This is a genomic window from Nonomuraea sp. NPDC001636, assembly GCF_040298265.1.
In the GTDB taxonomy this organism is placed as follows: domain Bacteria; phylum Actinomycetota; class Actinomycetes; order Streptosporangiales; family Streptosporangiaceae; genus Nonomuraea.
This window is the reverse complement of record NZ_JBEOZT010000012.1, coordinates 227,309-245,421: the sequence shown is the minus strand read 5'-3', so window position 1 is coordinate 245,421 and position 18,113 is coordinate 227,309. Positions and strand designations below refer to the sequence as shown.

Genomic DNA, 18,113 nt, shown 5'->3' with positions numbered 1-18,113 from the left:
TTCGTGAGGACTTCGCGCGCATGACGCCGCCTGCTCTCTAGACCTGACACCTTCCCGCGCATCGGTCGCCGACGGACGCCGTCGGCTCTGTTTCCCGTGCTCTTCGTCAGGTCTTCAGAGAGATCATGTCTTCACATCCTCATATCGTGCTGCCCTGGGTGGTGCGGCGCACCCGCCTGCCCCTGCTCGTCCTGCAATGCGTGGCCTGTCCGTCCGGGCGGGCCACCGCCGGTGACGGCCGGTTCCGGGTCAACGCCAACGGCAAGCTGCTCGACGTCTGGCTCCTGGTCAACTGCGTGGCCTGTGACCGGACGGGCAAGCTCACCGTCCACGACCGGGTGCCGGTCCGCTCGCTGGACGCCGGCCTGCTGGCCGGGTACTCGGGCAACTCGCCGTCCCTCGTGGCGCGGACCCTGCTCGACCCGGCGACCGCCCGCCGGAACCGGTACGCGTTCTACTGGGACGGGTGCTGGGAGCTCGACGCGCCGCCCGTTCCGGAGAGTCCGTGGCCCGTCCGGATCACGGTCGCCTTCGACGATCCCGTCCCGCTGCGTCCCGAACGGCTGATCAGCCTCGGCCTGGGCGTCGGCCGGGCCGAGGTCGCCCGCCGCATCAAGATCGACATCCCGCCGAATCGGCGGACGAGACAGGGCTTCTCCTTTCTTCTGGTGTAGGTCGAGGCTGCCGGCCCGGCGGGCGGTCGTCCGTCCGCCGGGACCGGGACAGCAGGTGCCCGGCGAGGGCGGCGGCGAGGCCGGCCAGCCCGGCGGCCGCGAAGCCGCCGCCGGGCAGTGCGGCGTCGATCGCCAGCCCGGCGATCGGCGAGCCGAGCGCGAAGCCCGCGCTCGCCGCCGACGCCTGCAGGCCCGTGGCCTCCCCCCGCACGCCGGCCGGCGCCAGCCGGCTCACCGCGTCGGCCACCGTGGACAGGGTCGGCGCGGTGAGCAGCCCGGCGCCGACGACGGCCAGGCACAACCAGCGCCAGTCGTGGGCCAGCCCGGCGGGGATCGTCACCAGCCCGAGCAGGCCGAGCAGCAGCCACGTCGGCATCGGACGGCGCAGCGTGCCGTAGACCAGCCCGCCGGCGACGGAGGTCACGCCGAACACGGCCACCACCACGGCGGCCCAGGACACCTGGCCCGCCTCCTTGAGCGTGGCCACGATGGCCAGGTCGATGCCGCTGAGCAGGGCCGTGGCGCCGAACCCCATCGCCAGCATGGCGACCATCCGGCGGTCCAGCCACTCCCGGCGCGCCGGACGGACGGGCGAACCGGTCTCCACCTCGCCCTCGGCCCGCAGCGGCGGATCGAGCAGGGCGACCCCGATCCCGCCGGCCACGATCACCGCCCCGAGCCCCCACGCCACGGCCTGGGGGGACAGCTCCGCCGCGCAGAGGATCACCAGCGCCGGCCCCACCAGGTACGCCAGCTCGCCCTGCACCGACTCCAGCGCGAACGCGGCCCGCCGCTGCCCCGGCGTCGTCATCGCGGCGATCGCCTGCCTGGTCACCGCCTGGACCGGCACCATCAGCAGCCCCGCCGCGAAGGATGCGCCCAGCAGGGCCGCGTACGGCAGGACGGGCACGCTCGCCCAGAACACCCCCTGCGACACGACGGTGAGCGTGAGCACGGTCCGCAGCCCCCGCCGGTCCGTCAAGCGGCCCAGCAGCGGCCCGCCCAGCGCCACCCCGGCGGTCAGGGCGGCCGCGACGCCGCCCGCGGCCACGTAGCCCAGGTCCAGGCGCAGCACGACGTACATGGTCAGCGCGGTCACGTCGGCGGTGATCGCGGCACGGGCGAGCAGCGAGACGCCCAGCAGCGATGCCATCCCCCGCACGGCGAGAACCTGTCGGTATCCGGTCACCCGGGCGACGCTAGGTCATCCCGCAGGTCATAGGAAGACGTTGTTTCGTTGGACCAGGCATAATGAATGCTTATGGCCAGAGACCTGGAGACGGCGTTGCTGCGGTCGTTCGTCACGGCTGTGCGGGCGGGCAGCATCAGCCGCGCCGCCACCGCGCTCGGCCACACCCAGCCCGCGCTCAGCCAGCAGTTGCGCAAGCTGGAGAGCGCGGTCGGCCGCCCGCTGCTCCACCGGTCGCCGTCCGGCGTGTCGCTGACGCGGGCGGGGGAGGAGCTGCTGCCCTACGCCGAGCGCATCCTGGCGCTCTCCGCGCAGGCGCTCACCGCGACCGGGCGCGCGCTCACCGGCCGCTGCGGCGTCGGGCTGCTGGAGGACCTGGCCGCGGCGCAGCTGCCGCAGGCCCTCGCCGACCTGGCCCGGCTGCACCCCGGCGCGACGCTGGAGGTGCTGAGCCTGTCCGGCGTCACGATCCGGGAGGCCTACCACGCCGGCCGCGTGCAGCTCGTGCTCGACGAGGCGACCGACCTGCCCGCGCCGCCGCGCTGGACCGTGCGGCGCCCGCTGGTGTGGGCGGTCGGCCACGGCGTCGACCCGGCCGCCGATCCGCTGCCGGTGGTGCTGTTCACCGGGACGTGCGCGTGGCGCACGTCGGTGGTCGAGACGCTCGACCGCACCGGACGGCGGTGGCGGCCGGTGTTCGAGAGCAACAGCCTGGCCGGCGTGCTCGCGGCGCTGCGGGCCGGGCTCGGGGTCGCCGCGCTCATGCCCGGCAACCTCGAACCGGACATGGCCTGCCACGACCCGGCCGCCCTGCCCGCCCTGCCCGACGTCGAGCTGGGCCTGGCCCGGCATCCGCAGACCGAGGGGGATGCGCTGATCGACGCCGTGGAGACCGCGCTGCGACGCATGGTCTGAGCGCCGCCAGGCTCAGAGCACCAGGGCGATCTTGCCGCTCAGCCGGCCGCGCCGGAAGTGCTCGTGGGCCGCCCGTACGTCCCGCAGGCCGTACTGGGCCTCGATGCGGGCCCTGACCTGGCCCGCGTCGACCGCCTTGGTCAGCTCGGCGAGGCCGGGGCCGTCCTCGCGCACCTGGTTGACGGTGGTGCGGACCGATCGATGGGACAGGTCGGGCACCGGCCCGGCCTGGGTGGCGACGGAGGCGTAGCGGCCTCCGTCGGCCACGGCCGCGACGGCGAAGGCGCCGAAGGTGTCGAAGACGGCGTCGTAGGCGCCCACCGGAAGGGCGGCGGGGTCGGTGGTGACCCGTTCGGCCCCCAACTCCTTGGCCGCCTCGACCTGCGCCGGCCTGGAGACCAGCGCGTCCACCCGGGCGCCGCGCGCCCGCGCCAGCTGGACGGCCAGCCCGCCCACCGCGCCGGCCGCGCCCGCCACCAGCAGCCGCTCACCCGCCCGGACGTTCAGCCAGTCGAGCGTCTGCAGGGCGGTGAGCCCCGGCAACGGCAGCGTCGCCGCCTCCACCAGGCTGACCGCCGACGGCGCGACGGCCAGCGAGCCGACCGGCATGGCCACGAGGTCGTTCCCATCCCAGGGTCGTCGGCAGGGGAGGGGCGCCCTCTCCGATCGCCCCTTCACGGGTCTTGTCGTCAACCGGGTTCAGGGCGGAGGCGACCACCCTCACCAGCACCTCGCCGTCCGAGGCCCGGGGTGGCGGCGCCTCGGCGACCGTCAGGACGTCCGGGCCGCCGAAGCGGGTGATCCGCACAGCGCGCATGTTCAACTCCTCGATATTCGGGACAAAGGGGATGGCGGGGTCACCGGTCGAGCAGGCCCAGGGCGGGCAGTGCCGCGGCCAGCCGCGGGTCGACCCGGGCGGCTTCCTCCAGGGCGGTCCTCAGCGTCGCCTCGTAGGTGACGTTCGCCTCGGCGTAGCGGGCCCGGCCCGCGTCGGTGATGACGGTGTAGACCCCGCGCTTGTCGTCGGGGCACAGGTCCCGGTACGTGAGCTCCGCCGTGTTCAGCCGGGTCACCAGCCGGGTCACGGAGCTCTGGTTGAGCCCGATCCGGTCGGCCAGCTCCTGCATGCGCAGCTCGCCGGCGTCGGAGGTGGCGAGGTGGCCGAGCGCCCGGTACTCCGACAGGCCGATGCCGTGCCGCCGCTGGAGGGCGGTGGCCAGGGCGTTCTCCACGCGGGCGTGCAGCAGCAGGACGTCGTTCCAGGAGCTGGACACCGCCGAGGGCGCCGGGGCCGGGTGCGGAGTGGGTGCCGTCGGAGCCATGGAAGCCTCCTCCTTCTCTGAGGACCCGGTCCCTCGGACACGGGATTGACAAAAGCATACATGCACATGCAAGCTTCTTCCTGTGGCTCAATTGCCTGCACTTCGCCGCGATCACCGGCGGCGTGGCGCACCTCAAGATCACCGCCGGCGTGTGACCGGTGGCGCGGGCGAGGCGGGCGGGCCCTGGCCGCGGAGCCGGTCCATCTGCCGCCACTCGGGCCGCAGCCCCGTCAGGCTCGTGGTGAGGGCGTAGACCGCGCCGCCGGCGAGCAGCACCGGCGTCAGCCCCGCGACCGCCACCAGCGCCCCGCCCACCAGCCCGCCGAGCGGGATGCCGGCCCAGGCGAGGGAGTCCTTCAGCGCGTTGACCCGGCCCAGCAGGCTCCGGGGCACCCGCTCGTAGGAGATCGCGCCGAGGATCGGGTTGAGGAACCCGCCGGCGAACCCGCCCACCGCGAACACCGCCACCATGGCCCACAACGGCGGATCCACCGCCAGGACGAGGAACCGGGTCGGCCCGGCGAGCAGGAACGCCACGAAGAACACGGGCCTGCGCCGCATCCGGTGCGCCACGGCGGCCGCGACCAGGCTGCCGCCGACCGCCGTCAACCCCATGACGCTGCTGTTCAGGCCCACCACGGCGGCGCCGTGACCGGACTCCCTGGCCCATACGAACACCAGCACCTGGCTGAAGGCCGCGTCGAGCAGGTTCGTGACGCCGACCATGACGACCACGGACAGCAGCAGCGGTTCGCCGCGCAGGAACGTGAAACCCTGGCCGAACCGCCGCCAGTAGCCCTCCTTCGACTCCGGAGCCTCCTCCGCCGGAGCGCGGTGCCCCATGTCGCGCGGCAGCGCCCACGTCACGATCACCGAGCCGAGCGCGAAGCAGGTGACGCTGATGCCGAGACTCGCCAGCGGTCCGAGCAGCGCCACCACCGCCCCGCCCGCCGCGGGCCCCACCGTCTGGGCCAGCCGCTCGGTCACGCCCATCAGCCCGGTGGCGCGCTCCAGCGGCACCCGCCCGCGCTCGGCCGCCTCCGGAATCATGATCTCCTTGGCCAGATCACCCGGACCGCGGGCCGCGCCGACCACCGCGACGAGGGCGATCAGCGCACCCAGCGGCAGCAGGCCCAGGCCGTGCAGGAGGACGACCGCCCCGGCCGCCGCGGCGCTCACCACGTCCCCGATCCAGGAGATCCGGCGCGGCCCGACCCGGTCGGCCAACGGCCCGGCCAGCGCCTTGACCAGCACGTACGGGGCCATCTCGGCGAACGCCACCATCCCGGTCCGCGCCGGGCTCCCGGTCGTCGTCAGGACGAACCAGGGCAACGCGATGGCCGACACCCGCGTCGCGGTCAGCGACACCGTCATGGCCGCGAGCAGGCCGGCCATCGGGCGTAACGACCCGCCCGCCCCCATCACGCACCCTCGGACGACTCGGGCAGGTCGGTTGTGTCCGACAGCTCGGGCAGGAGCTGGGTGATCAGCGAGACCCGCGCGGCCCCTTCGGGCGCCGGCTGGCCGGGGGTGTCACGACGATAGCGGTCGACGACCTCCGCCAGCTCCTCGCGCAGCCGAAGCCCCTCCTCCGGGGTGATCCGCAGCGCGACGGAGCTGAGGTCGAGCACCCGCCGCCACTCCGCCGGCATGGTCGGCAGCTCGTTCAGCGTCCGCTGGGTGCGCAGGCCGTACAGGGCGGCGATGGACTGCATGTAGGCCAGCACCGCCTTGGGATCCCGCTCCGACAGCTCGTCGTCGGTGAGCCGGGTGACGTGGTGGACCGAGCGCCACCAGCGTTCGCGGGCGTTGCCGCGCTCGGTGTCCTCCGCCACGAATCCGGCGGCGCCGAGCCTGCGCAGGTGGTAGCTGGCGGTGCCCGAGTTCACCCCCAGGCGTTCGGCCAGGCGGGTGGCGGTGGACGGGCCGTGTCTGCGCAGCAGGTCCACGAGTTGCACCCGTACGGGGTGGGCCAGCGCCCGCAGGCCCTTGGCGTCGAGGACGACAACGCTCTCGGAGGGTTCGGTCATGCCTCGCAGCCTAGATTGCAAACAGTTCTTCGCAAAGACTTCTTCGCGAAGAACTGTTTGCAATTGGCGAGGGTGTAGATCGTGTGCGAAGCCGGCCTGTCGCGGAGAAGGCTCAAGTGCTGTGACGCGCGCCTGCGACGAAGACGAACTGGTCACTGGCTTGAGTCTCCGAGCCACGGGGACCCGGGTGGGGCGGGGCCGGGCGCTGTACGTCCCGGGACACACGCCGGTTCTCCACGCGGAAACATCTCCGGAGCTGGAACCGTACCCGCACGTGGAACTGGCCGCAGGCGTCGAGGAGAGCGCCCCCGACCTGTGGCTGCCTCGGGCCCGGGAAGCCCTGCTCGGCGATGGCAGGCCGTGGCCCGACACTCGTGAAACCCCCGTCCCCCTCCGGCCGTTCCTCCGGGCCTTCCGGCGGCTGCGCACCCGCATCGGCCACCAGATCGGCGGCCACGCCGTACCGGTGCAGGGCCCGGTGGAGTACGAGGTCGCGAACGCGGCGCTCGGCGGCGTTCACTCGTGGGGCACCCCCGCCTTGGACCGGGAAGCCGGACGCTGGATCCTGCTTGCCCAGTTCGACAGCGACAGCGACAGCGACGCGAAGATGACGTGGGGTGACACCGGCACCCTCTACTGGCTGATCCGCCCCGAACACGTGGCCGCCCGCCGCTTCGACCAAGCCCGGCTCACCATGCGGTGCTAGGGCGCCGGCCGGGGCCGGTGACCTCCTGGCCGACCAGCAGTAACGCGGGCAGGCGAGCCGGCACGCCGGTCACAGGCGGGAGCGGCGGGACGCCTCCCGCCCGTCCGCGATCACACTTGCCACTTGTCGCACGACACCACTTCGAACCCCCGGCTCGGGAAGACGGCGTCCACGAAGAAGTCGTGCAGGGCCGGGTCGCCGTCGCCGCAGCCGTCGCTCAGCACCGTCACCTGGTAGCCGCGGTCGGCCGCGTCGTAGCAGGTCGCGGCCACCATCGCACTCGTGGCGACCCCGGCGACCGCCACAGTGGTGACGCCCCGCGCGCGGAGCACGAGGTCGAGGTCGGTGCCGGCGAACGCGCTGGCGCGGCGCTTCAGCACGACGACGTCCTCGTCGGCGACCGGCAGGGCGAGCTCGGTTCCGGCCGACCCTTCGTGGAAGGCGTCGCCGGCCTCGAAGAACGACTTCATCAGCGCGCTGCCGGGCGGCACGTCGGTCCCGTTGGCCCGGAAGGCGAAGTGCACGAACACCACCAGGACGCCGGCCGCCCTGGCGCGGGGCAGCAGTTCGGTGAGCGGCGGCACGACCTGCTGGGCGAACGGGTAACCGCCCGTGATGCCCCGCTGGAGGTCGCCGATGATGAGTGCAGTGGTCACGACAGTGCTCCGTCCAGTGTTTCCGGCGACGCGACGGCCCGCGCCCCCTCCGGCCAAACTGGGATCACAGTAGGCAAGAGTTGAGATATCAGCAACCGGAGCGCCGGCGACGACCGTCTTCCGGCGCGCCGGAAGAGCGCCGATCAAAGTGCTGACGTGGCCTGTCATGGAGGCGGCGGTCGGTCCATGCCGGGGCCGGGACGACGTCCCCGGCCCCGGCACGGGGGTCAGTTGCCCCAGACCTGGACGGGGCGCAGGTAGCCGGTGTCGTACACCTGGTCGGCGCCGCCGGGCCCGCCGTTGGTGTTCGGCCCGTACGGGTCGTTGACGACCCACCTGCCGTCATCGGTGTAGCCCTTGATGAGGACGATGTGCCCGGCGGAGGTCATCTGTCCGGACACGGCGACGAGGTTGCCGATGTCGATCTGGTGCCGAACGAAGTCCGGGTTCCAGCCGCTCTGCTGGGTCCAGCCGGTGTGCCGGTTCATGTATCCGAACATGTCTGCCCAGACCGCACCGTACTGCGGGTCGTAGATCGCGCCGTGCGCCCCCTTCCACGCGCCGTTGCCGGAGTAGTCGGGTGCGGTCCAGGAGAACCTTGAGCCGTTGTACTCGTACTCGTCGGTCACGTAGCGGCCGTAGGGCGAGTAGTGGCGTCCGCCGTAGTTCACCCACAGTTCCCACTCACCGAGCTGGTAGCCGGCCAGCGTCATGACGGCGGTGGTCGGGCCGCACGAGCCGCGCCCGTCGAACTCGTCCCGCGTGTCGTAGACCTGGTTGATGTGCACGGCCCGGTTCGTCCGGCCGCCGGCCAGCGAGCGGGACCGGCCCTCCAGGTTCGCCGCCGCGAGCGGCTGCGCCACGCCGCGCGCCACCGCGTCCGCCCCGACGGTACGCTCCCCGAGCCGGGCCGAGGCCAGCCGCACCCGGTCGCCGTCGAACCCGTTGATCCCGAACTCCGACGTCACCCCGCTGACCACGCGTACGGGCGCGCCGCCCGACACCCGGGCCACGAAGGTGCCCGACTCCTCGCGCGTACGGGCGGCCGTCGCCGCCGGGTCGGCCGCGGCCTTCGACTGGGACGTGCACGGCTGGGCGGCGTAGGCGATCCGGTCGCCGTCCCCGCTCCACACCGCCTGGCGGTAGGCCGTCCCGGAGCTCGCCCCGTACGTGGCCACGGTCCGGCCGTCGAGGTCGGCGAGCCCGAGTTCGGAGCGTCCCGAGCACAGATACGGCCCCGACCGCCGGATGAAGCTGACGAGCTGACGGTCGCCGTTCACCAGGCGGAAGTCGGCGTACACCTGGCCGTGGGCGGGGTCGCTCGCGATGAGCGGCGTCACCGAGCCGTCGGCGAGCGCGACGCGCAGCAGGCTCGCCGCGTACCGCCGGTCGTCGCGGGCGTCGGGGTAGGCGGCCACGAACGCCGCGCTCGCGTCCCCCGACAGGCCCACGACCTCGACGCGGGCGCCGGGGATCGCGGCGATCCGGCGTCCGGGCGCCTCGGCGGAGCCGGCGTACAGGTCCGCGCCGGCCTGCCCGGCGACCGTGTAGGCGAGCCGGGTGCCGTCCGGGGAGAAGGCGGCGGAGACGACCTTGCCGCGGGCGAGGGTGCGGGTGCGCCCGGTGCGGGTGTCGTAGGTCATCAGGCGGCTGCCGCGGGAGCCGTCGTGGTCGGGGATCACGGCGACGTGGCCGGGGGCGGCGGCGGTCACGACGCCGTCCGACTTCTCCGGTTGCGCGAGGTGCAGGCGGGCCTGGCCGCCGATCAGCACGTCGAACCCGTCACCGGTCCGTAAGGTGCTGACGCTCTGTTCGGTGGCGTCGGCGGCGTGGGCGGTGGCGGCGCCGGTCAGCGCCGTCACCGCGGTCAGCGCGGTGACGGCGGCCGCCGCCAGGAGTGATTTCCGGCATTTCGTGAGCTGGAGTGACATGACCGTCCTTCGGTAGATCGCGGAATTCGCTCCCAAAGCGTGAACCGCGGCCCCCGTCGAAGGCACGTCGTCAAAATGTCTGACCGTGATCAGTGGTCGTGGGTGGTTCGGGGGACATGGCCGGTGTGGCGGAAACACCTGTCATGCGCGATCGGCGTCCGGGGCTCATCCTGCGATCGTGAGGGGCAGGCCGGACAGCAGGCGGTCGCGCAGGACGTCGCCGCGGACGCCGATCTCGGGCAGGTCGTCGGGGCCGGGGGCGCCGCTGATCAGCAGCTCGGGCACGAGGAGGCGGCTGAGCGGGACCTCGGGCGACGGGTCGGCCAGGGCGCCGACGTCGGCGCCGGACAGGTCGAGGTAGGCCGGCGTCAGGGCCCTGCCGTGCAGGGTGCCGGCGACCAGGTCGGGGCAGAACTCGTTCCAGAAGATCGAGACGGTGGTGCGCAGGTCGCCATGGATCATCACCAGTTTGTCGGTCATGTCGCCGACGAACGTCTCGGCCGTCAGGTGGCCGCGCACGACCAGCTTGGCGTCACCGGCCAGGTAGACGTTCCGCGCCCGCAGGTCGCCCAGGACGATTAGCGCGGCGGAGCCGTCGTCCACGTCGGTGACGTTCCCGTCGACGACCAGGTCGCCGTCCACGATGTAGCCGGTCGCGGCGTCGGGGGCGTCCTCGTGCCACGGCGTGCGCTCGTGCTCGTCGAGGGGGAGTTCGCCGGTCACCGTGGCGGGGCCGGGCACGAGGATGTACTCCTCCTCGTACAGGTTCCCGTACGTCTCCTTCGGCAGGCCGCGCCGCTCGAACAGGTCAACCGCATCGTCCCAGGCGAGATAAGTCGATCGCATGCGCGTGACCCTAGCAATCAGGCCGGGTGGTATTCACCGGGCGCGGTCGCGGCTCGGAGCGGGAGAGAGGCGAGCGTCCATGAAGATGTTCCAGAACCTCGACCCGGAGCTCGCCGCCGCGCTCGTCCACCTCGACCGAGATCACCCGCCGCGCCGTCGCGAACCGCGTCTCCGCACTACGCCGGGCCTTGCGCTGACCGTCCACCGCCGCGCGGGCGGGGTTCGTACGATGGCGGGGTGCGGTCAGTTGCGCCGGTTCGCGGTCATGTGCCCGGGTGGGAGATCACCGTTCCGTCTCGGCCCGGCGGCCTGCCCGGGGTCGTCATGGCGGGGTTCAGCGACCGCGCCAACGAGCTCCGCGACCTCGCCCTGGTCCCGCACCCCGCGGTCACCTTGCTCTTCGACCTCGGCGACGAGCCGTTCGTCATCGAGGACGACCGCGGCTCCAGGCAGCTCGGACGCGTCGTCGCCGGCCTCGCGCCCCGGCAGGTGCGGGGGAGCGGTCTGACCCGGCGGATGGAGTGCCTGCAGATCCGGTTGTCGCCGATGGCGGCGCACGCCGTCCTGGGCGCGTCCGCCGAGCTGAGCGGCACGGTGGTCGCGCTCGACGACCTCTGGGGGCGCGAGGCCGAACGCGTCCAGGAGCGGCTGCGGGCCGCCGGGTCGTGGGAGGACCGGTTCGCGATCGCGCGGGACGCGCTGGCCGGGCGGGCCGACGAGGGCCGGGCCGCCGATCCGGAGGTCGCCTTCTCGTGGCGGCGGATGGCGGCCAGCGGCGGGCGGGTGCCCGTCGAGCGGCTCGCCGCCGAGGCGGGCTGGAGCCGCAAGCGCCTGTGGGCCCGGTTCCGCGCCCAGGTCGGCCTCACGCCCAAGCGGGTCGCCCGGCTCATCCGCTTCGACCGGGCGGCCCACCGTCTGGCCGCCGGTGAGCGGGCCGCCCTGGTGGCGGCCGAGAGCGGTTACGCCGACCAGTCGCACCTGCACCGGGACGTCATGACCTTCGCGGGGGTGACGCCGGCCGCGGTCGCGCTCTCGCCGTTCCTCGCGGTGGACGACGTCGCCTGGCCGTCCGGCCCTCCCTGCGACCTCGCCTAGCCAGGTCGTCCCCGGAGCGAGGGGGCGCACTCAATCCTGTCGAGACGTCACCAACCGTGACCTCAGGCCGCCGAGCCTTCGGTGCGGCGAGATGTCGGCATCCCGGAACAATGCGCAAGGGTGGCAAGCGATTGCCATGCGGCATTGTGCTTCTACCTGCATCATCGATGAGATCTATTGACAATATAGGCAAGCGCTTGCAATCTTGTGCCCACCCCCCGACGAACGGGCGATCACGAAAGGACGTGGCGACCGTATGGACGCAAACCGACTGGGCAGACGGCAGCTCCTGCAAGGCGCGCTCGGGCTCGCCACCCTGGGCACGTTGGGCGCGTGCGGCTCGGGCGGCGGTGGCGCCGGGAGTGGCAGCGGGAGCAGCAGCGCCCAGGCCAACGCGCGGGTGACGTTGCCGGGTCACGTGCCTTTCACCGGGCTCAAGGCGGACCTGCCGGGCACGGCCGACGGCGCGTTGCCGGCGTTCTTCGCCTATCCGGCCGACCCGGTGAAGTTCACCACCGAGGTCCCGGCGCGCGGCGGCACCGTGCACGCCCTCTGCACCATGAACACCCCGCCCACCCCGCTGGCCGGCAACCGCTACTGGCAGGCGCTCAACCAGGCGCTCGGCGCCGAACTGAAGATCACCGGCGCGCCCACCGCCGACTATGTCAACAAGTTCCAGACCATGATGGCCGGAGGCGACCTGCCGGACACCATGGAGGTGCGGGCCAACACCCCGCAGCTCCCCGGGCTCCTTGAGGCGAAATTTCAGGAGCTGTCCGAATTCCTCGCCGGCGACAAGATCAAAAATTACCCCGGCCTCGCCAACATCCCGACCACGAGCTGGCAGTCCACGGTCTACAACGGCGGCATCTACGGCATCCCCATCCACCTGCCCGCGATCCGCCTGGCCGCCTCCGCCCGCGCCGACATCATCGCCGCCAAGGGCCTGAGCCTGGAGATACGGTCGGGCGCCGAGTTCATCGCCCTGCTCAAGGGCCTCACCGAGCCCTCCGCCAACAAGTGGGCCATCGACGAGCCGCTCAGCACCCTGGAGTTCGTCGGCGCCATGCTCGGCGTCGCCAACAACTGGAAGGTCGAGGGCGGCCGCTTCACCAAGAACTACGAGCAGCCCGAGATGAAGAAGGCGCTGGAGGTCGTCGCGGGGCTGTGGAAGGACCAGGTCTTCCACCCCGACGCCTTCACCGCCACCGGCGCGCAGAAGGTCGCCTGGATGTCCAGCGGCGCCACCAAGATCCACGTGGGCGCCTCCACCTGGTCCAACATCGCGATCGCCGCCCGCGCCGCCGACCCGAAGGCCGAGCTCAAGGCCCTGCAACCGCCGAAGTTCGACGGCGGCGGGCCCGCGCCCACCTATCTCGGACCGGCCGTCTTCTCCATCACCGGGCTCAAGAAGGCGCCCAGGGAACGCATCGAGGAGGTGCTGCGGGTGCTCAACTGGCTGGTCTCGCCCTTCGGCACCGCCGAGCACCGCCAGCGCGTCTACGGGGTCAAGGACTGGGACTTCACCCTCAAGGGCACCGACCCGATCCACACCGACGCGGGCAAGTCGGAGACCACCGTGCCCACCCTCTACATCGCGGCCTCGCCGGTCGTGCACTACGCGCCCGGCTACCCCGACATCACCAGGAACGAGTACGAGGCCGAGAAGGCCGCCCTCGTCAACGCCGAGCCCTGGCCGATCGGGGGCCTGTACTCGGCCACCGACCAGAGCCAGGGCGCGACGCTCGACAAGCGGATGCGTGACCTGCAGGCCGACATCATCCAGGGCCGCAAGCCCGTCTCCGCGTGGGACGAGGGCGTGGCCGCCTGGAAGTCGGGCGGCGGGGACAAGACGCGCGCCGAATACCAGGACGCGCTGCAGCAGTCAGGGAGAAACTGATGATCCGATTAATGCTGGCCGCCCTCGCCGTCGCGCTCGTGCTCCCGGGCACCGCGCACGCCGCCCGCGGGCCCGCCCTCGTCCTGCCGGACCCGCCCGCGGACGGCATCGCCCGCGCCCAGGTGTTCGACAGCGGGGTGCCGGACAAGTCGGTGTACCAGGGGAAGGTCTCCTTCACCTGGGGCGCCTACCCCATCACCGGACAGCCCGCCGAGCTGGTCCCCAGCCGCTACATGCCGGTGATCCGCGACAACAGCCCCGACCGCCCCCTGTCCTGGTACCAGGCCAACCACCCCGACTGGATCATGTACAAGGAGGACCGGGTCACGCCGGTCTTCCAGTCGGGCAGCTCGCAGGCCGTCACCCTCGACGTGACCAACCCGGCGGCCCGGCAGTTCATGCTGGACAACCTGGTCAAGCCGGCCGCGGCGCTCGGCTACAAGGTGATCGCCATGGACAACGTCGTGCCGTGGAACTGGACCGCCGCCTCCGGCCACTACGACCAGTCCGGCGCCTGGGTGCAGCAGTACGCCTCCGGCACCGACGACCCCGCCTACGCCGCCGCCTTCCTCGACTACCTGTACTGGATGAAGCAGGAGATGCACAAGCTGGGCCTGGCCCTGGCGGGCAACATCAGCCCTCTCGGCGTCAACGCCTGGCAGCGCCAGCAGTCGGCGCAGGCCGTGCAGATCGTCGACCTGTGGCTGCACGAGGGCGGCTTCACCCGGGCCCGCGACGCCGACATCACCGACGACGAGTGGGCGCAGACGTTCGCGCTCTACCGGTCGGTCGTGGGCGTCAAGCCGGTCGTGACCGTCAACCAGACGACCACCGCCGCGCTCGCCGACGCCAGTCAGCAGCAGATCGACTGGATCATCGCCAACTACCTCCTGGTACGCGAGCAGAAGACGATGCTCACGCTGTGCGGACGCAATCAGTACGGCGTCTGGCTGGACCGGCCCGAACTCGACATCGACCTCGGCACCCCGGCGGGCGCGCCCGTCCAGGACCCCTCGGGCGCCTGGCAGCGTGACTACCAGCTCGGCAAGGCGCTGGTGAACCCGTCCTCCACGCAGAACGCGACCGTCACCCTGCCCGCGGGCACGTGGACCGACTCGCACGGCGTGGCCCACACCGGCCAGGTCACCCTGGTCCCCAATTCCGGCCTGATCCTGACCCACTAGGAAGACCACGTGCGCCTCCACCTCACCTCTCCCGGCGAGCCGCTGCCCGGCCTGGCCGAGATCGCCGCCGAGTACCCGTGGCGCTTCGGCGACGGGCCGGACGCCGTCCGGATCCGGCTCGTCCCCGGCGACGCCCCCGGCTACGCGATCGAGCGGGAGGAGGGTGGCTGGCGCCTGACCTACGACCGTCCGCGCGACGCCTACCGGGCCCTGGGCGTCGCGATGGGCGGGCTGTCCCCGCGTGCCGAGTCCAGCCCGTTCCGGTCGCTCGCCCTCATGCTGGACGTGTCGCGCAACGCCGTCATGCGTCCCGCGTCGATCGCCTCCTACCTGCGTAAATGCGCTCTCATGGGCATCGACACGCTGTGGCTGTACATGGAGGACGTCTACGAGCTGCCCGGGGAGCCCGCGTTCGGCTACGCCCGCGGCGCCTACGACGCCGCCGAGCTGCGCGCGATCGACGACCAGGCGCACCGGCTGGGCATCGAGGTGATCCCGTGCGTGCAGACGCTCGGGCACCTGGAGCAGATCCTCCAGTGGCCGCGCTTCTGGCCGCTGCGCGACACCGAGCGCGTGCTGCTGGCCGCCGACGACGGCTACGCGCTGATCGGCCGCATGATCGAGACCGTCGCCTCCTGCTTCCGCAGCCGCCGCGTGCACGTCGGCATGGACGAGGCCCACGGCATCGGCTCGGGCCAGTACCGCCGCCGCTTCGGCGAGCGGCCGCCGTTCGAGATCCTGTCCGCGCACCTGGAGCGCGTGGTGGCGATCTGCGAGGAACGCGAGCTGCGGCCGATGATCTGGAGCGACATGTACTTCCGGCTCGGCTCGGCGACCGGCCACTACTACGACCCCGGCTCGGTGATCCCGTCCTGGGTCGCGGGCGGCATCCCCGCGCCGGTCGAGCTCGTCTACTGGGACTACGAACACGGCGAGCGCGCCTTCTACGACGAGTGGATCCGCCGGCACCGCGAGAGCCTGGGCAAGGACCCGGTCTTCGCGGCCAGCGGCTGGACGCACCACCGCATGTGGGCCGCGCTGCCCAAGGCCCTGGCGACGCTGTCGGCCGGGATGGCCGCCGCCCGCGACGCGGGCCTCGCCGAGGCGGCCGTCACCCTGTGGGGCAACGACGGCACCGAGTGCGACCTGTTCTCCGCCCTTCCCGCCGTCCAGCGCTTCGCCGACCTGGCGTACGGCGCGGCGGCCGACGACCTGGCGGCCGACTTCGCCGGGTCGTGCGACGCCACGCTGGAGGGCTGGCTGGCCGCCGCCGAACTTGACGTGCTGCCCGGCGTCGGCGACCCGGTCGCCTGGCGCGGCAACCCGGCCAAGTGGCTGCTCTGGCACGACCCGGTGCTCGGCTTCCTCACCTCCGGCCTGCCGCCCTGGCTGGCCGGTCACTACGACGACCTCGCCGCCCGCCTGAGGCAGGCCGCCCTGGTCAGGCCCGGCGACGCCCGGCTGGCCTTCCCCGCCCTGCTCGCCGAGGTGCTGGCCGCCAAGGTACGCCTGCACACCGGCGACGACACGGGCCTGCCCGCCCTGGCCGACGGAGTGCGCCGCCTGCGCGCGCTGCACCGCCGGGTCTGGTGCGGCGACAACAAGCCGTTCGGCTGGGACGTGATCGACCGCCGCTACGGCGGCCTGCTCGCCCGCCTGGACGACCTGGCCGAGCACGGCCGTCCCGACTACGAGCGCCACGATCCCTATCCGGACGGCGGCGCGATCGCCCAGTGCCTGCCGTACGCCAGGGTCGCGTCGGCCAGCTTCATCAGTTAGGAAAGGGTGCGCATGCTGCTCAAGAGGCCGCCTGAGGTGCGTAAGGAGAGCCGCTGGCGGCGCGACAGGTTCCTGTTGCTGCTCGCCGTGCCCGGCATGACGATCGTGATCCTGTTCCACTACGTCCCGCTGCTCGGGAACGTCGTGGCCTTCCAGGACTACCAGCCCTACATCGGGATCTTCGAGGCGCCCTGGGCGGGCCTGCGGAACTTCCAGGTGATCTTCACCCTCGACCCCGCCTTCGTCAACGCCCTGGTGAACACGCTGGTCATCTCGTTCCTCCAGGTCGTGTTCGTCTTCCCGGTGCCGATCGCGCTCGCGCTGCTGCTGAACTCGCTGCTGTCGGAGCGGATCAAGCGGGTCGTGCAGTCGGTGCTCTACCTGCCGCACTTCATGTCGTGGGTGATCGTGGTCGCGATCTTCCAGCACATGCTGGGCAACGGCGGCCTGGTCAACGCCTGGCTGCGCAGCAAGGGCATGGAGGGGTTCGACCTGATCGGCGACCCCGGGCTGTTCAAGGCCGTGATCACGTCGCAGGTGATCTGGAAGGACACCGGCTGGGGCACGATCCTGTTCCTGGCCGCCCTCTCGCGGGTCGACCTGGCCCTGTACGAGGCGGCGGCGGTCGACGGTGCGAGCCGGATGCGGCAGATGTGGCACGTGACCCTGCCCGCGATCCGCGGCGTCATCGTGCTGCTGCTCATCCTCAAGCTCGGCGACGTGCTGACCGTCGGGTTCGAGCAGATCCAGCTCCAGCAGCGGGCGGTGGGCGTGGACGCCTCCGAGGTGCTGGACACCTACGTGTACAACAACGGCGTGACCGGCGGGAACTGGGGCGTGTCCGCCGCGGTCGGGCTGGTCAAGGGGGTGATCGGGGTGGCGCTGGTGCTGGCGGCCAACAAGATCGCGCACATCTTCGGCGAGAGGGGCGTGTACTCGCGATGACGAGCGCGCACATCACCAGGGCGGCCGGCCGCCGCGACGCGCGGCCCAGGCAGCTGCGCAACGGCCTGGAGCCGGCGAGCCGTCCGGTCCGGGCGCTCAAGGGCGTCGTGCTGCTGGCCGCCTGCCTGGTGGTGATCCTGCCGTTCGTCGCGGTGATCGCCACCAGCCTGGCCGACCAGGTGCAGATCAACCTGGCCGGCGGCTACGTGCTGTGGCCCGAGCACCCCACGCTCGACGCCTACCGGGCGATCTTCGCCGGCGGCGTGGTGTCGCGGGCGCTGTTCGTGTCGCTGGGCGTCACGGTCGTCGGCACCCTGCTCAGCCTGACCTGCACGACGCTGCTGGCCTACTCGCTGTCGCGGCCGGGCAGTTTCGCCTCCCGGCCGTTGCTGCTGCTCGTACTGTTCACGCTGCTGTTCTCGCCCGGCATGATCCCGAGCTACCTGATCGTCAAGCAGCTCGGCCTGCTGGAGTCGTACTGGTCGCTGATCCTGCCGGTGCTGATCAACGGGTTCAACGTGATCGTGGTCCGCTCGTTCTTCCTCGACCTGCCGAAGGACCTGCTCGACTCGGCGCGGATCGACGGGGCCGGCGAGTTCCAGGTGCTGCGCCGGGTGGTGCTGCCGCTGTCGAAGGCGGTGCTGGCCGTCGTGGGCCTGTTCTACGCGGTCTCGTACTGGAACAGCTTCTTCTCGGCCATGCTCTACCTCAACGACTCGGCCAAGTGGCCGCTGCAGCTCGTCCTGCGCACGTACGTGGTCGACAACGCCACGATGGGCGTGGACAACACCGCCCTGACCGGCGAGCTGCCGCCGCCGCAGCAGGCCCTGCAGATGGCCGTGCTGGTCATCTCCCTGGTGCCGATCCTGATCGTCTACCCCTTCCTGCAACGCCATTTCGCCAAGGGCATCCTGATCGGGGCGGTGAAGGGATGAGCGGGC

Annotated in this window: 17 protein-coding genes; 9 read left to right on the top strand and 8 right to left on the bottom strand. The window is 72.2% G+C overall.

Annotated features, from left to right (window positions below; translation table 11 throughout):
- Positions 1 to 146 precede the first annotated feature (146 nt).
- Positions 147 to 674: a DUF1062 domain-containing protein gene (locus tag ABT158_RS23865; RefSeq protein WP_352356767.1), complete on the top strand. Its 528-nt coding sequence runs from the start codon at positions 147 to 149 to the stop codon at positions 672 to 674.
- On the opposite strand, the gene ABT158_RS23860 is transcribed toward ABT158_RS23865, so the two are convergent.
- Positions 613 to 1,863 carry an MFS transporter gene (locus tag ABT158_RS23860; protein WP_352356765.1) on the bottom strand — a complete coding sequence of 417 codons (1,251 nt, stop codon included), beginning with the start codon at positions 1,861 to 1,863 and terminating at the stop codon, positions 613 to 615. The two genes, ABT158_RS23865 and ABT158_RS23860, sit on opposite strands and share 62 nt — an antisense overlap.
- Positions 1,864 to 1,935: 72 nt before the next feature.
- Here ABT158_RS23860 and ABT158_RS23855 point away from each other — a divergent pair, with 72 nt between their 5' ends.
- Positions 1,936 to 2,778 (top strand): LysR family transcriptional regulator, encoded by an 843-nt coding sequence (locus ABT158_RS23855; RefSeq protein WP_352356763.1) that lies wholly within the window; start codon positions 1,936 to 1,938, stop codon positions 2,776 to 2,778.
- A 12-nt stretch (positions 2,779 to 2,790) separates the two neighbouring features.
- Here ABT158_RS23855 and ABT158_RS23850 read toward each other — a convergent pair whose 3' ends face one another.
- From ABT158_RS23850 to ABT158_RS23835, 4 genes are all read right to left on the bottom strand, one after another.
- Positions 2,791 to 3,387 carry a zinc-binding dehydrogenase gene (locus ABT158_RS23850; protein WP_352356800.1) on the bottom strand — a complete coding sequence of 199 codons (597 nt, stop codon included), beginning with the start codon at positions 3,385 to 3,387 and terminating at the stop codon, positions 2,791 to 2,793.
- A gap of 248 nt (positions 3,388 to 3,635) precedes the next feature.
- Positions 3,636 to 4,100, bottom strand: coding sequence for a MarR family winged helix-turn-helix transcriptional regulator (locus tag ABT158_RS23845; RefSeq protein ID WP_352356761.1), 465 nt, complete (start codon positions 4,098 to 4,100; stop codon positions 3,636 to 3,638).
- A 138-nt stretch (positions 4,101 to 4,238) separates the two neighbouring features.
- Positions 4,239 to 5,495 carry an MFS transporter gene (locus tag ABT158_RS23840; RefSeq protein ID WP_352356758.1) on the bottom strand — a complete coding sequence of 419 codons (1,257 nt, stop codon included), beginning with the start codon at positions 5,493 to 5,495 and terminating at the stop codon, positions 4,239 to 4,241.
- 26 nt (positions 5,496 to 5,521) lie between these two features.
- Positions 5,522 to 6,130: an ArsR/SmtB family transcription factor gene (locus ABT158_RS23835; protein ID WP_352356756.1), complete on the bottom strand. Its 609-nt coding sequence runs from the start codon at positions 6,128 to 6,130 to the stop codon at positions 5,522 to 5,524.
- A gap of 274 nt (positions 6,131 to 6,404) precedes the next feature.
- Between ABT158_RS23835 and ABT158_RS23830 the strand changes: the two genes are divergently transcribed.
- Entirely contained in the window at positions 6,405 to 6,836 is a 432-nt protein-coding gene (locus ABT158_RS23830; protein WP_352356754.1) for a DUF1963 domain-containing protein, read from the top strand.
- A gap of 110 nt (positions 6,837 to 6,946) precedes the next feature.
- On the opposite strand, the gene ABT158_RS23825 is transcribed toward ABT158_RS23830, so the two are convergent.
- The 3 genes from ABT158_RS23825 to ABT158_RS23815 all read right to left on the bottom strand — a co-directional run bounded on the left by ABT158_RS23825 (position 6,947) and on the right by ABT158_RS23815 (position 10,269).
- Entirely contained in the window at positions 6,947 to 7,492 is a 546-nt protein-coding gene (locus tag ABT158_RS23825; protein ID WP_352356752.1) for a cysteine hydrolase family protein, read from the bottom strand.
- A gap of 227 nt (positions 7,493 to 7,719) precedes the next feature.
- Positions 7,720 to 9,423, bottom strand: a complete 1,704-nt coding sequence (locus tag ABT158_RS23820; protein ID WP_352356750.1) for a C39 family peptidase — start codon at positions 9,421 to 9,423, stop codon at positions 7,720 to 7,722.
- A gap of 165 nt (positions 9,424 to 9,588) precedes the next feature.
- Positions 9,589 to 10,269 carry a hypothetical protein gene (locus ABT158_RS23815; protein WP_352356748.1) on the bottom strand — a complete coding sequence of 227 codons (681 nt, stop codon included), beginning with the start codon at positions 10,267 to 10,269 and terminating at the stop codon, positions 9,589 to 9,591.
- A 324-nt stretch (positions 10,270 to 10,593) separates the two neighbouring features.
- On the opposite strand from ABT158_RS23815, the gene ABT158_RS23810 reads away from it, so the two are divergent.
- The 6 genes from ABT158_RS23810 (at position 10,594) to ABT158_RS23785 (ending at position 18,107) form a co-directional block, all read left to right on the top strand.
- Complete coding sequence (locus ABT158_RS23810) at positions 10,594 to 11,364, top strand: helix-turn-helix domain-containing protein (RefSeq protein WP_352356746.1); 771 nt, start codon at positions 10,594 to 10,596, stop codon at positions 11,362 to 11,364.
- Positions 11,365 to 11,620: 256 nt separating this feature from the next.
- Positions 11,621 to 13,264 carry an extracellular solute-binding protein gene (locus tag ABT158_RS23805; protein WP_352356744.1) on the top strand — a complete coding sequence of 548 codons (1,644 nt, stop codon included), beginning with the start codon at positions 11,621 to 11,623 and terminating at the stop codon, positions 13,262 to 13,264.
- Complete coding sequence (locus ABT158_RS23800) at positions 13,264 to 14,448, top strand: putative glycoside hydrolase (protein WP_352356742.1); 1,185 nt, start codon at positions 13,264 to 13,266, stop codon at positions 14,446 to 14,448. Before ABT158_RS23805 ends, ABT158_RS23800 begins: the two co-directional genes overlap by 1 nt.
- A gap of 9 nt (positions 14,449 to 14,457) precedes the next feature.
- Positions 14,458 to 16,227 (top strand): hypothetical protein, encoded by a 1,770-nt coding sequence (locus tag ABT158_RS23795; RefSeq protein WP_352356740.1) that lies wholly within the window; start codon positions 14,458 to 14,460, stop codon positions 16,225 to 16,227.
- Between the two features lie 12 nt (positions 16,228 to 16,239).
- The gene (locus tag ABT158_RS23790) at positions 16,240 to 17,172 is read left to right on the top strand and encodes an ABC transporter permease (RefSeq protein ID WP_352356738.1); all 933 of its coding nucleotides are present in this window, start codon (positions 16,240 to 16,242) and stop codon (positions 17,170 to 17,172) included.
- Entirely contained in the window at positions 17,169 to 18,107 is a 939-nt protein-coding gene (locus tag ABT158_RS23785; protein WP_352356736.1) for a carbohydrate ABC transporter permease, read from the top strand. Before ABT158_RS23790 ends, ABT158_RS23785 begins: the two co-directional genes overlap by 4 nt.
- Positions 18,108 to 18,113 lie beyond the last annotated feature (6 nt).